The sequence below is a fragment of the Myxococcales bacterium genome, assembly GCA_016720545.1.
Taxonomy (GTDB): Bacteria; Myxococcota_A; Polyangia; order Polyangiales; family Polyangiaceae; genus JAAFHV01.
Window position 1 is genome coordinate 147,715 of record JADKKK010000013.1, and the last position, 13,811, is coordinate 161,525.

Here is a 13,811-nt window from a genome sequence, read left to right on the forward strand (position 1 = left end):
GCGGCGGCGCGTGGGCGCAGGTGGCGCGAGGCGGAGGGGCGCCGTCAAGCCCAAGCCCGAGGGGCAGTTTCGCCTGAGCCAGGCGGTGCTGACCTACGGGCCGGGGAGCATGGTCGACCTCGTGGGCCACGCGGTGGTCGTGCGCGAGATCGACAAGTGGCAAGGCGAGGGCGCGATCATCCAGGAGGACCGGCTGCGCAAGGCCATCCTTGGCGCCTTCGCGGGCGAGGAGCCGAGGCTCTCGCTGAACGTGTCGGCGCCGTTTCGGTCCCCCCCGGTGGCCGACGAGCGAGACCCCGATCGCCGCCAGGGCGTCACCGCGGCGCTGTTCCCGCGGTGGTTCGTCTGCCAGAACAAGAAGTGCCGGCGCCTCTGGCAGCCCCTCGCCTCGGAGATCTCGTTCGAGGGCAAGGTGGTCCACCACTGCCACAGCGGGACCGGAAAGGCCGTGCCGGTGCGCTTCGTCTCCACGTGCAACCGCGGCCATCTGGGCGAGTTCCCGTGGAGACACTTCGCGCACATGGCCGGCGGCGACTCCGAGTGCAAAGTCAGTGAGCTTTACCTGGAGGAGGGCGCCACGGGAGACTTCTCCGAGATCACCGTCCAGTGCCGGGCGTGTGGCGCCGAGCCACAGAAGCTGTCGGGCGCCATGCGCAAGGACTCGAAGATCCCCTGCTACGGCGACAGCGTATGGATGGGCGCCTCCGCCCAGACCACATGCGACGAGAAGAAGGCGGTGCTCATCGTGCGCACCGCCTCCAACTCGTATTTCCCCATGGCGATGGGCGCCCTCTCGATCCCCGCGCCGGACAGCGCGCTGAAAGACGCCGTGACGCCGCTCGCCGAGGTGATTCGGCACTTCACACCTGAAATATTCATGACGCTCGTGGCGGTCGATCCGAGGCTCGCCGCGCTCCGCGGCTATCCAGCGGCCGACGTGCTCGCCATGCGCGACAAGGTGCTCTCGGCCGAGGCCCCCGTCCAGGCGCCGCTGAAGCCCGCCGAGTTCGCCACTCTCATGGCCGCGCGCGCCTACGCCGCGGGGGAGATCGCGCCCGACGAGGACACCTTCTACGCGCAGACGCTGCCGCGCGCGCCGGATCTCCCCGCGGGCATCGACCGCGTGGTCCTCGTGTCGAAGCTCCGCGAGGTGCGGGCCCTCTGCGGCTTCACGCGCGTGCTGCCCCCGGTGCCGAGCCTCGACGGCGGGTACGAGGGCGGGGTGACCATGGCGCGCATCGGCCGCCACGCCGACTGGCTGCCGGCGACCGAGATCTACGGCGAGGGCGTGTTCTTCGCGCTCTCCGAGGTGGCCCTCCAGAAGTGGGAGGAGAGCGCGCCCGTGAAGCGACGCGCGGCCGAGCTCGAGCGCGGCTTCGCGGCCTATCTGGCCACGCTGCCCGAGAAGGCCAAGAAGCCCGAGTTCTATGGGGCGCGCTTCTACCTGCTCCACTCGCTCGCGCACCTCGTGATGACCCAGATGGCCCTCCGCTCGGGCTACGCGGCGAGCGCGGTCCGCGAGCGCATCTACTGCTCGAAGGCCGGCGACACGGACAAGATCGCAGGCATTCTCCTCTCGACCGGCTCGAGCGGGAGCGAGGGCACTCTGGGCGGCCTCGCGCAGGAAGCGCATCGCCTCGGCGAGCACCTCCGCGGTGCACGGCGCGCCGGAGAGCTCTGTTCGTACGATCCGGTGTGCGCGCACCACCAGCCCCACGATCCTTCGGAGCGCTACCTCGAGGGTGCCGCCTGCCACGGGTGCCTCTTCGTGGCCGAGTGCTCGTGTGAGTGGTTCAACCGCTACCTGGACCGCGCCCTGGTGTTCCCCACGATTGGCCACGAAGACGCGGCCTTCTTTGGGGGTTCGGCGTGAGCTCGCAGGACGAGAGCTGACGCGAAGGCCATGTTGACCGCGGTGGCGACCTCCGAGCTCGAGCGGCTCCGCGCGGCGGTGGCGCTGGGGCGGCTTCGTGTCCCGCTGTCCCCGATGGCGCTGGAGATCGCTGGCTTCGAGGCGCTGACGGGCCCTCTTCGCCCCTTCTACGCGTTGCCGCGTGAGACGCTCCTCGCGATGCTCGACGCGATGCTCGGCGAGCGTGGCCATCACGACGCGTCGCTCTCGCTCGTGTGGAGCGGTCCGGACGAGGGCGCCTCCTCGGCACGCGACACGGCCGCGGTGCTCGCCGAGCTCGTGGCGCACGCGACGCAGAGCGTGCTCATCGCGGGGTACACGTTCGACCAGGGGTCGCGCGTGCTCAGCGAGCTCGGCCAGGCGATGCGCGAGCGCCACGTGCGGGTGGCGGTGTACCTGGATCCCGACCAGAGCCTCAAGCGGTCGACGCGGCTCGACGTCCCGCTCGCGGACTACGTCGAGGAGGCGATCGCGAGGTTCGTGGGGCGGAACTTCGCCGCGGGCTCGCCCCTGCCCGAGCTCCACGTGGACCGGCGGGTGTACGAGGCCGAGTCGTATTGGGAGAACGGCGCGCCGAAGGTGAGCCTCCACGCGAAGTGCCTGGTCGTGGACGACGCGCGCGCGCTGGTGACCTCAGCGAACTTCACGGGTCGCGGCGAGAAGCGCAACGTGGAGGCCGGCGTGCTCGTGAGGGATGTGGGCTTCGCGAAGAGCCTCGCCGGGCAGTTCAGGAGGCTGTCGTCCCTGGGGGCGATGGTGCGGGTCCGGTGACGTCGAACGCCCGGTGGTGCGCAGAGGCGCCCACGTCGGGTTACCTCAGCGCGACGCGGGCGGGGGCAGCTTCTCGAGGATCGCCTTCACCTTGGCGATCGCCTCGTCCTTGGTGAGGCGCGCCGCCTGGACCTTGTCGGGCGCGGCGGCCTTCAGGGCGTACTCCTCGTCGGCCACGCCGACCACGGAGCCGCCCTTGCGGGCGAGGAGGATCTCCACCTTCGGAGCGCTCCCCTCGCCAGGGTTCACGACGTGCACCGCCTCCTCGCCCACTCCCGAGACGGGGATCGAGCCGGGGCGCTGCTTCAGCGTCTTCATCATGTCCTTCGCCTGAAACTCGTCGGCCGGGCCCATGGACACGGTGCGCCAGCGGCGATCGCCCTCCTTGTAGAAGCCGACGGCCGTAGGCCCGACGTTCTTCCAACCGAACGGCTCCTTGGGGAAGAACTGAAGGCCGTTCGGGATGAGCCCCGCGTCGGGCAGCATCGTGACGGCGCGCGGGCGGAGATGCTCGGGCAGCCCCTTCGCGGTGGCTCGGCCGATCGCCCCGAGCACGGCGTCGCTCGACGCGCGGAGCTGCGCGGGGGTCTCGCGCTCGTTGTTGTACTGGAGCTCCACCACGTACGCGCCGCGCCACACGTAGGCGCGGCCGGTGCCGAGCGCGCCCATCGCCGCCGACGGCCCGCCCTTGCCGGGCTCGAGCACGCGCGGGGTCGACGGATCCGCCGGGTCCCCGGCGACGACGCGCATCGTGTACATGCCGAGCGCGCCAGCCGCGTCCGCGAACTGCGAGACCACGACGTCGACCGTGGCGCCCTGACCGGCGGCGTCGACGTAACGGAAGGAGACGACGCGCTTCAAGCCGAAGCGCATGTAGACTACACACTCCCCATCGAAGGCGGTCGTGCAGACCTCCTCCATGGAGTACTTGCCCTTCTCGCCGTAGGTGCGGGTCTCGCCCTGTGGATCGACGCAGTAGCCGGCCTCGACCCGCGGGAAGAACGCGGCGGTCGTGGGATCGCCGATCTGGCCCCCGCCGGTCGCGCAGGCGGCGGGCGCAGCGGCCGAGGCGGAGGCGCCCGACGCGCCTGGCGCGCCAGGGAGCGGCGGCGGGAGATCGCCCTTGGGCTTGTCGTCCTTCGGGCAGCCCGCGAGCGCCAGGGTCGCGAACGCCAGCGCCGCGAGGGAGGCGCGCCGGAGCGCGGAGGGGCCGCGACCGCGCGGCGACGCGGGCGCGGCGGGCACGGCGGGGACGCGCGAGGCGGGCGGGACGAGGACGGGCGAGACGTGCGCGGCGGAGGTCGTACGATGCATGCGGGGTTCCTTGCGCGCTTCCTTAGCCGAACCCGAGCGCCGAGCCGAACATGTTGGGCCCGCGTCCCGCCCAACCCACACATTTTTTCACACCTTGGAAAAGGTTGCTCGACGGTACGGCCTGGCTTGCCTCGATTTCCGCGACGTTTCGACGGTGCTGGAATTCGGCGCTCCGGTACGCAAGTTGCTAGGATCGGTGTGGTGCGTCCTCCCCGCCCCCCTCCCTCACCCTTCCCCACGGCGCGCGCTCGCGCCGCTCGAGGCTTCACGCTCGTGGAGCTGATGGTCGTCGTGGCCATCATCGCCATCCTCGCGTCGATCGCCATCCCGAGCATGATCGGGGGCAACCAAGACCTGAAGGTCTACCAGACCGCCCAGCGCGTGGCCGAGCTCGTGCAGCTCGGGCGCACGCGGGCCATCGCGACCGGCTCGGCCCACGTGGTGGTCATCTCGCTCGACGCCGCGGGCGGCATCGGGCCGCTGCCCGGCAAGTTCGTCGTCCAAGGCGCCGAGCGCACCATCGGTGTCACGCCGCGAGTGCCCATCAACACCTGCCGGGTGCCGGGCGCCTTCGGCGTGAACGTCACGAACCCCACGACCCCCGCGACGGTCGCGGCCCCGTTCACCAGCCCCGTGCTCGACTCGTTCATCTTCGGCAACGATCGCCGCCTCATCGACCAGAACATCCAGCTCGTGTCCATCACGGATCCCCCCGCCGGCGCGGGCATCACGACCGAAATGTGGCTGTGCTTCACGCCCACCGGCCGGGCCTACGCCGCGTCGTCGGCCGCCGGGCTCACGGCGGCGCCGCCGCTGCTCGCGCCGGTCCTCATCGACATCGCGCGGCTCGAGGGTGGTGTCCGCCAGGGGCTCACGCGGAGCGTCGTCGTCACGCCGGGCAGCGCCCCGCGCATCTTCTCGAGGCAGCTATGATCGGCCGCTCGCCCCGCTCGCCCCGCTCGCCCCGCTCGCGCCGGAGCCGTGGCTACACGGCCGTGGAGGTGCTCATCGCGCTGACGCTCTTCGCGGTCGGCACCGCCGGTGTCCTCAGCCTGCAGCGCGCCTCCATCGTCGGCTCGGCCGACGCGCGGCGCAGCGACGTGGCGTCCGCGATCGCGTCCGAGTGGCTCGAGCGCCTCCGCCAAGACTCGCTCGCTTGGAACCTGCCCAACGCGGCGAACCCGGGCGCGGCGAGCAACCACGGCACCGCCACCAAGTACCTCGGCGTGGTGGTCGACGGCCCCACGGGCACCTCCGACGCGGGCGCCGCCTCCCCGTGGATCACGCCGACCGTGCCGGGTACCACGGCCGACCGCGATCGCCTCGGCTCGCCCTCGTACGACATCGTGGGGCGACCGCTCGTCACCGCCGACGTGCCCAATTTCGGGGTCTACTGCACCCAGTACCGCCTCCAGTGGATCTCCTACGACAACAGCGGCCCCCTCGTGATCGGCGGCATGATGCGCGCCGAGGTGCGCGTGCTCTACCTCACGAGCGGCGACCGCCTCCCCTGCGCCGCGCTCACGGGCGATCCCCCGGTGCCCGCGGGCTTCCCCACCGGCTACAAGTCCATCAACATGACCATGGCCTTGAGGCAGAACCCGTGACCCCCCACGCTGCCCACACCCTTCGCCTGGGCCGCGCGGCTCGCTCGCCGCGCGCGTCGGCCCGCGGCTTCACCCTCGTCGAGCTCCTCGTGTCGCTGGTGGCGGGCCTCGTCATCGGCCTCGCGGTCGTCACGCTCTCAAAGAGCGTGGCGCAGCAGTTCCACGAGGAGTCGCGCGCGAACGCCGCGCAGGCCAGCGCACGCCTCTCGTCGCTGCGCCTCCGCGCCGACATCTCCCGCGCGGGGCTCATGGGCACGGGCAACATCGTGCGCGACCCCAAGGCGGCGCACCTCCCGGGCGGCAACGGCGCCAAGGGCATCCCCGGGCTCCAGCAGCTGAGCGGCGTCCGCGTCTTCACGGGCGGCAGCCTCATCCCGCCTTCCCAGGCGAACACCCTCCAGCTCTCGGTGGTGCTGCCGTCGATCAACGCCGGGTGCGCCGCGCAGACCCCCGCGCTCACGCCCGACTCCTTCGCGGTGTGGGGCAACATGACGAGCGGTGACGAGTACTTCGGCACGGTCGACGACACCGCGCCGAGCGCGTGCGGCGGCAAGCGCGTCGTGCTGAACCCCACCGACCCGTCCCTGCTCCGCATTCTCCGCGATCCCAACGGCGTCGCCGTGCCCGCGGCGCAAGCGCAGGCCGCGCTCTCGCAGGTGTTCGCGCCGATCGCGAACCAGTCGTTCTTCGCCCGCGTGACCGACAACAAGGGCTACTACCACTTCGCCACGACGTGCGCGGTGCCGGTGCTCTACAACGGCGTCACCGCCACGATCGAGCTCGCGGGCGTCAACGCGACGCTCACCTCGGCGCAGACCAACGAGAAGGGCGGCGTCGGCGGCTCGGAGGAGATCGCCATCTCGCCCTTGCACGGCGTGTATTGGTTCATCGGGCGCCGCGTCAACGTCAACCTGGAGAACGCCGGCTCGACCGACCAGTCGGCCCAGAAGTACGACCTGATGCGCGCGTGGGTGAACTCGGGCGGCGTGGCCCTCGTGAACGAGGCCGAGGTGGTGAGCGAGTACGCGGTCGATCTCAAGGTGGGCTTCACCGTCGACGATCCCTCGCAGCCCGACACCTCCGTGAACAAGTCGTTGACCTTCCCGTTCTCCGCGACGGCGGTGGCGAAGGCGCCTTGGGCCAACCGCGACCTCACCTCCGCCGTGCCCATCGTGCCGAACCGCGGCTCGCAGGGTCCCCACCGCATTCGGTCGCTCCGCTACCGCCTCACCACCCGCGCCGCGCAGACCGATCGCGACGACCCGTTCGTCGTCGCCGGCAGCGACTACATGTACCGCTACCGCATCAACAACAAGTATGCGCGCGTCCGTGTCATGACGGGCGAGGTCGCCCTCGTGAACCAAGCAAGGATGTCCTACTGATGGCTCCGTCGCCCTCGCCCTCGCCCTCGGCCTCGCCCTCGCCGGCGCGAACGCGCGCCGGTCGCGTCGCCAGGCTCAGCGCCCGTAAGGCGCAGCGTGGCGCGGTCGTCTTCATCGTGGCGATGACCCTCGCGCTGCTCGCGCTCATGGGCGTGTACGCCATCTCGAGCTCGGCGACCGAGGTGCGCTCGGCAGGCTACGTCCGCCAGGCGACCCAGGCGCACTACCTCTCGGAGTACGCGCTCGGCGCCGTGGTGAACCACATCACCGCGCAGAACGCCGACTACATGGTCAACACGCTGCTGCTCGCCAAGACCACGCCGACGACCGACTGCCTGTCGGTGCCGACCTACACCACCGCCACCCCGATCGCGCGAGCGTGCATGCGCTTCAGCCAGGCCGAGTTCGAGAACACCTGGCAGGGCCGGCCCATGCTCACCGAGTACAGCCTCGGCCAGCGCGGCAACACCACCATGCAGGGCACCGTGTTCGCCGAGCTGACCAACCCCGCGCTCACCCAGCCCCCGCCGGGCTTCGACCAGGCGCTCGGGCTCAACTTCGCGCGGGTCACCATCACCACCGGCGGCTCGGTGCAGGCCGGCGGGTTCGACCCCACTCGCCTCGAGAACCGCACCCTCGAGATGGGCCGCGCGCGCATCATCGTGGGCCCGGTCAAGAGCCGCTAGCCGCGGCCACACAGCGAAAACGTGAGCAATACCAACACGATGCGAACGATGAGCGGAAACTCGGAGGAACCTATGGCCACTCGAACCACCTCGGCGGCGTCTCGCTCGTCTCGCTCGTCGGGCGCGCGCGCGGTGGGCCGCGGCCTCGCGCGGGCGCTGGGCTGCACCGGCGGCGTCCTCGGCCTGCTCATGGCCTCCGGGACGGCGCTCGCGCAGGGCAACGGCGCCTTCGCCAACGCGCCTCCCAACGTGCTGCTGCTCGTCGACACGTCGGGCTCGATGGAGCGCATGCCGAACGGCTCGCTGCCGGTCTGCACGCCCGGCGTGGCGGGTCAGCAGCCGAACCGGTGGGGCCAGCTCGTGCAGGGGCTCACCGGCTCGGTTCAGCCCTTCTACAGCTGCGGCCGCATGATGCGCGACGCCACCCCGGCGGTCGGCAGCGATCAGAGCCACACGAGCTTCATGACCGGGTACTGGTCGAGCTCGCTCGTTGGCGTGACGTCGGCCGAGGCCCGGTACGACGACGGGTACCATCTGCCCCATCACCGGCCCGTGTCGGGCGAAGCCGCCGCCGCCACGGACGAGGAGGCCGCCTGCTCGTACTTCCCCGATCACCGCGACGGCTCGCTCGGGGCGTTCGGCTCATCGACGTACGACCCCGACCGCATCGCGACCTACCCGTGGTCGTCGGGCAGCTACACGTTCCCCCCGGCGCAGGCCGACAAGTGCGTGTTCAACCAGGCCGCCGACGGCCAGCTGGACAACGCGGGCACGTTCGCCCGCTTCGGCATGATGACGTTCGACAGCGATCCGAGCGCGGGCACCGGCAGGTTCCTCGGGAGCTCGCTCCCGCCGACGTTTCCGGCGAACATGAACGTAGGCGGCCAGTGGTCGTTCTTGTACTCGAACCGGAACTCCGCCGCCGAGCTGCTCGGCTTCTCGAGCACGTCGAGCGACCCCAGGTTCCCGCTCAACGGGCTCATCCCGGGGTGCTCGTCGGCCATCAGCATGGCGGTGGGCGCGCGCAACGAGTTCGCGCCCCCGTGGGAGGGGCCGATGATCGCCTTCCCCACCCCGAACGCGACCCTGCAGCAGCTGCAGGCGCACAACGACGGCGTCCAGAAGGCGATCCTCGCCGTGCGCCCGTACGGCGGCACCCCGACGGCGGGCATGATGGCGAGCGCCTACGACTACATGCTCCGCCGCAGCGACGGCCCGCGGAGCGATCCGTTCGTCACGGGCGGCTGCCGCGACCAGTTCGTCATCCTGCTCACCGACGGCGCGCCCAACCTCGACCTCCGCAACCTCGGCTCGCCCGCGTCCTGCGGCAACGGGGACGAGAACACGACGCCGCCGCTTCCGCCACAGTACTGCCCCTTCTACCTGCCGAGCCGCACGGCCACCCGCCTGCGCACCGACGTGACGGGCTCCATGAAGCCCATCGAGACCTTCGTGGTGGGCTTCTCGGTTGGCGGCGACTCGCCCCCGACGGCGGCCGCGAACGACGGCTTCCCCGCCGCGGTGGCGACGCGCACCTGCGCCGAGTGGCGGCAGCTCGCGGGCAGCTCGACCGCGATGCACACGCAGTGTGTCGCCCAAGGGCCGGCGCTCACGCCGCCGGGCCCGGCCTTCGGCTCCACCGCGCGCGCCTGCTGCGAGCTGAACGACATCGCGCTGAAGGGGGATCCCGCCGGCACGCGCGGCGCGTTCTTCGCCGAAAACCAGTCGGATCTCGCGAACGTGTTCGGCGGAATCCTCGGCCGCATCGCGCGGGGCGCGAGCACCCGCGCCATCCCGGCGTACTCGAGCCCCGTCACCTACACCGTGGCGGGTCCTGCGACCGTAACGCAGAGCTCCACCGTCGTGGCCTCGTTCAACGCCGACCCCGCGAGCACGTCGACCAACCAGACCTCGTCGGCGAACATCTGGTCGGGCAACCTCACGCGGCAGCGCTCGGTGTGTCAGGGTGGCGCCACGGTGGAACAGCCCGCGACCGGCGCCGGCGACAATTTCGAAGCGACGATGCAGGCCGAGGTCACCTCCGGCACGCCCACCAAGCAGCGCTACTTCTTCACCGCGGTGCCCACGCAGGTCGGCGGGGCGGTCGACGGCGACGAGACCCTGCGCCCGTACCTCGCGAGCGATCCCGACGGCGTGACCGCCTATGGCGCCGCCGAGACCCTGCTCACCCGGGCCTCGGTCGCCGACTCGACCACGTTCCGCAACGCCCTGAGAAGCGGCGCCACGGCCAAAGACGTCGAGGACATGTTCAACGTGAAGAAGGACTCGTGCCGCGAGGTGGCGGTCAAAGGCAAGAAGAACAAGCTCCCCAAGAAGGAGAGCGTCGACTGCGCCCGCGTCGTGTGGGGCTTCGCCACCGCGGCGCGGCCGGCCGACCTGGGGGCAGCCGAGGCCGACTTCGCGGTCCGCTGCCCGTACGGCGGCGGCCCCGGCCAGAGCCTGAACCCGGCGGACTGCAAGCCGCTCGGGGCCGTGATTCGCTCGTCGCCGGCGATCGTCAGCGCGCCCTCGTCGCTGCTGCGAGACGAGGGCTACCGCAAGTTCGTCGAGCTGTTCAAGGACCGGCGCCAGACCCTCTACACCGCGACGGCGGACGGCCTCCTCCACGCGTTCGACGTGAACTACCCGCTGAACGCCACCAACAACGGCATCGAGCTGTGGGCGTTCGTGCCGCCGGCGGCCATCGGTCAGCTCACGACGAACTTCCCGGGCGGACAGCGCACGCTGCTCGACGGTACGCCCGTCGTGAAGGACGTGGTCTTCAAGCGCACGAAGACCCAGGTCGGCTCCGACGTGCCGTGGCACACCGCGCTCGTGGCGGGGCTCGGCAAGGACGGCTACTTCGCCCTCGACGTGACCGCGGACGGGCAAATCCCGAACGACGGCGCCTACCAGCGCGTGACCACTTTCACTACCAGCGCGCTCGACACGGTGCTCCGGCCGGCCCCGCCGAGCAAGCCGGTCGGGCCACATTTCCTCTGGCAGCTCTCCTCGACGCAGGCGAACAACAGCGGCGACAAGGGCAAGAAGAAGGGCCACAAGAACAAGAAGGGCGACGACCTCTACGCCATCTTCGGCGACAAGACCGGCACGCCGGCGATCACGACCGTGGTCATCGGCAACGTCGAGGTGGGCGTCGCGATCCTCCCCGGTGGCATCGACACCACCATCCCGTCGGGCCCCTCGTGCACACGCCGCACGAGCCCCCTCTACAACTTCCCGCTCGCCAAAGACCAGGTCATGAACCCGCGCTCCACGGTGCGGGGCTGGGCGGCCAACTGCAACGGCGTCGTCGCGGGCCGCAGCGTCACCGTCGTGCGCCTCGACACGGGCGAGATCATCAAACATTTCGCTCGCGATCTCGCGGGCGACAACGACGTCCCGAAGCGAATCCACGACAAGGGCGTGGTCATCAACAGCCCGTTCGACGCGCCCATCACGGGCACGCCGGTGGTGTTCCCCGCCGAGGTGGGCGCCCTCGCGCAGAAGGTCTTCGTGGGTGACGCCGACGGCACGCTCTACCGCCTCAGCCTCTCCGACCCGAACCCGAACAACTGGCGCGCCGAGCTCTTCCTCGACACCCGGGGCGTCGCGTTCTCGGCCGCCGACTTCGTGGGCGACAAGCCCATCGTGGTGCCACCGGTCATCTCGCTCAGCGAGACCGGCAACCTCGTCATCGGCGTGGCGAACGGCGATCAAGAGGACTTCGGGACGAAGCCCGCGAACGACAGCAACATGCTCTGGTCGGTGACCGAGATCCCGACCACGGTGGCCGGGCAGCCGGCGCGCCCGAGCCTGAACTGGTTCATGAAGTTCACCAGCGGGGAGCGCGTGACCGGCCCCATGGCCGTGTTCGACAAGACGCTCCATTTCGCCACCTACAAAGTGGGCCTCGCGGGCACCGCGTGCACCGTGGGCTCCTCCTACCTCTACGGACGCGACTACGTCGCGCCGCAGAACGCGGGCAACCTGGCCCTCGGTGGCCAGTACCGTTCGCCGGCCGCGTCGCCGTTCACGGCCGTCGGGCCCGAGCTCATCCCGGGCGTGTCGATCCGCGCGAGCCAGGCGTGCGCGGTCGACCAGCCGAGCAACGACTACTTCGGCGGCACCCGCATCGGCGCGAAGCTGACGACGCCGACGTCGTACTCGCTCGTCGCGAACATCGCCGCCTCGAACAGCGCGCCCGGCGTGCCCGTGAAGCAGATCTCGAAGCCGCTCGCCCTCCCGCGCACACGCACCGTCGTCGACGCGTGGGCCTCGATCGTGGAATGAGCGTCGCGTCGCCACCCCGCCGCCTCGAGCCCCTCACCCGGGCGTCGCTCACCGCGCTCACGCTCGCGTGCGCGGGCGCGCTCGGGTGCGGCAAGAGCGAGCCGCCGCCGCCCACGATCACGACGGCGCTCCCCGTGCGCCCGGTCGATCACCTCGCGCCCGGCGAGCTCATCGACGGCGAAGCTCAAGCGTTCGGTCTGTCGCTCCCACGGGGCCTCTCGATCGTGGGCGGGATCTCAGGGCAGATCACGGGTGAGACCGAGGCCCCCCCAGAACACGTCTCGAACTACTTCCGCGCCCGCGTCGCCGACGGCAAGATCACCGTGGGGACCACCTCGACCATGTTCGCCCGGGTCCGCGCGAAGGCGAACCCCTCGCGCGAGCTCGACATCCGGGTCGAGCAGACCCCGAACGGCTCGCGCGTCGACATCATGGACGTGACCCGGCCCGCCGGTCCGGCGCCGACGAGCGCGGCCGCGGCGCTGAAGGAGGTCGGCCTGGACCCCGCCGGACGCCCCGCGAAGCAGCTCGAGTAGCACGCCGCGACCACGTGCAGTCTACACGCACAGGTCCGCCGTCACGCGCCTCGGCCTGCCTTCGAGGGCGCTGAGCCGCGCCGCCCTTGCGCCCCGCGAGGGGGGCGTGGCATAGCTCGCCGATGCCGCGGCCTCTCTCCTCGCTCGGGACGCTCGCGACGCTCCTTGCGTTGGCCGCGCTCGGGCTCGCGGGCGGCTGCGGGGCGCCCACCGAGGCCGCCCCGACCACGTGCGGCGAGGCGCGCGATCTCGTGTGCGCGATGAGCGACTACGCCTCCACAGGCATCGCCGCCGTGCGCCTGGCGGACGGGTCGAACGAGAGCCGCTTCGGCGTCGACCTCGGCCGTGATCCCGCCCTCGCGCGGTCCGGCGACAGGCTGTTTCTGGTCGCGCGCGACAGGGACCTCGTCTTCGAGCTCGACCCCACCTGCGGCGCGCCGATCCGCAAGACGAGCGTCCACGACGACGAGGCGAAGGCGACGCAGAACCCGCAAGACGTCGCGATCGACGCCAGCGGCACGATGTGGATCCCCCGCTTCAACGACGGGAGCCTCCTCGTCATCCCTGCCAGCGGGCCGCGCGTGGTCCTGTCGCTCGCGGCGTACGACGACGACGGCGCTCCACAGCCCGCCTCCGCGACGACGCTCGCGACCTCCCGAGGCGAGCGCGTGTTCGTCGCCCTCGAGCGCCTCGATCGCGATCTCGTCTCGCGCCGCCCCTCGGCGATGCTCGAGGTCGACCCCGCGCGCCGCGCCGTGGTCGCGTCGCACCCGCTCGTGGGGCAGAACCCGTTTGGTCTCGCCGTGGCGCACGAGGGCGCCCTCTGGCTCGCGGCCGCCGGGGCCGTCGATCTCGCCGACGAGCGCGAGGCGGGCGTGGCCCGGTTCGACCCCGAGACCGGCCAGAGCCACCTCGTGGTGCAGGAGGCGAGCCTCGGCGGCAGCGTCGTGCAGCTCGCGCTCCGCGGGTCGTGCGGGGCGGCGATCGTCATGAGCGCCACGCGCGACGTGAACGCCACCTCACTCGTGACCTTCGACGCCTCGCGCGGGGTCGTGGTGCAGCCGGCCTCGGCCGCGGCCCTCTCGACGCCGGGCTTCGAGCTGCAGGGGCTCACGTTCGTGGGCGACACGCTGTTCGTCGGTGATAGGCGAGCGCTCGCGGGCGGCGGGCACGCGCTCCACGCGTTCGTGATGGAACCCTCCTGCAGGCTCGTCGCAGCCCCGGCGCCTCGCGTCGCCCTGCCCCAGCGTCCCGTCGCGCTGCGCGCCGTGCGCCCCGCCGCTCGCTGAGCCGTAGGCGGAGCGCCGACC

General features: G+C 71.4%; 9 protein-coding genes and 1 pseudogene. 9 read left to right on the forward strand and 1 reads right to left on the reverse strand.

Going from position 1 to position 13,811, the window contains the following annotated elements; genetic code table 11:
• The first annotated feature begins 10 nt into the window (after positions 1-10).
• Positions 11-1,873, forward strand: coding sequence for a DUF1998 domain-containing protein (locus IPQ09_22200; protein MBL0196887.1), 1,863 nt, complete (start codon positions 11-13; stop codon positions 1,871-1,873).
• 30 nt (positions 1,874-1,903) lie between these two features.
• Positions 1,904-2,683 (forward strand): phospholipase, encoded by a 780-nt coding sequence (locus tag IPQ09_22205; GenBank protein MBL0196888.1) that lies wholly within the window; start codon positions 1,904-1,906, stop codon positions 2,681-2,683.
• A 45-nt stretch (positions 2,684-2,728) separates the two neighbouring features.
• Here IPQ09_22205 and IPQ09_22210 read toward each other — a convergent pair whose 3' ends face one another.
• On the reverse strand, positions 2,729-3,997 hold the full coding sequence (locus IPQ09_22210; GenBank protein MBL0196889.1) for a hypothetical protein: 1,269 nt from the start codon (positions 3,995-3,997) through the stop codon (positions 2,729-2,731).
• Here IPQ09_22210 and IPQ09_22215 point away from each other — a divergent pair.
• The 7 genes and pseudogenes from IPQ09_22215 to IPQ09_22245 all read left to right on the forward strand — a co-directional run bounded on the left by IPQ09_22215 (position 3,992) and on the right by IPQ09_22245 (position 13,790).
• Positions 3,992-4,930, forward strand: coding sequence for a prepilin-type N-terminal cleavage/methylation domain-containing protein (locus IPQ09_22215; GenBank protein MBL0196890.1), 939 nt, complete (start codon positions 3,992-3,994; stop codon positions 4,928-4,930). The genes IPQ09_22210 and IPQ09_22215 overlap by 6 nt on opposite strands.
• A pseudogene (locus IPQ09_22220) lies at positions 4,927-5,028 on the forward strand (prepilin-type N-terminal cleavage/methylation domain-containing protein). Before IPQ09_22215 ends, IPQ09_22220 begins: the two are co-directional and overlap by 4 nt.
• A gap of 572 nt (positions 5,029-5,600) precedes the next feature.
• A complete protein-coding gene (locus IPQ09_22225) occupies positions 5,601-6,986 on the forward strand; it encodes a type II secretion system protein (GenBank protein MBL0196891.1) in 1,386 nt (461 codons plus the stop codon).
• Complete coding sequence (locus IPQ09_22230; GenBank protein ID MBL0196892.1) at positions 6,986-7,672, forward strand: hypothetical protein; 687 nt, start codon at positions 6,986-6,988, stop codon at positions 7,670-7,672. Before IPQ09_22225 ends, IPQ09_22230 begins: the two co-directional genes overlap by 1 nt.
• A gap of 72 nt (positions 7,673-7,744) precedes the next feature.
• Positions 7,745-11,965 carry a hypothetical protein gene (locus IPQ09_22235; GenBank protein ID MBL0196893.1) on the forward strand — a complete coding sequence of 1,407 codons (4,221 nt, stop codon included), beginning with the start codon at positions 7,745-7,747 and terminating at the stop codon, positions 11,963-11,965.
• Positions 11,962-12,501, forward strand: coding sequence for a hypothetical protein (locus IPQ09_22240; protein ID MBL0196894.1), 540 nt, complete (start codon positions 11,962-11,964; stop codon positions 12,499-12,501). The genes IPQ09_22235 and IPQ09_22240 overlap by 4 nt, the downstream gene beginning before the upstream one ends.
• Before the next feature lie 122 nt (positions 12,502-12,623).
• Positions 12,624-13,790 carry a hypothetical protein gene (locus tag IPQ09_22245; protein ID MBL0196895.1) on the forward strand — a complete coding sequence of 389 codons (1,167 nt, stop codon included), beginning with the start codon at positions 12,624-12,626 and terminating at the stop codon, positions 13,788-13,790.
• Positions 13,791-13,811 lie beyond the last annotated feature (21 nt).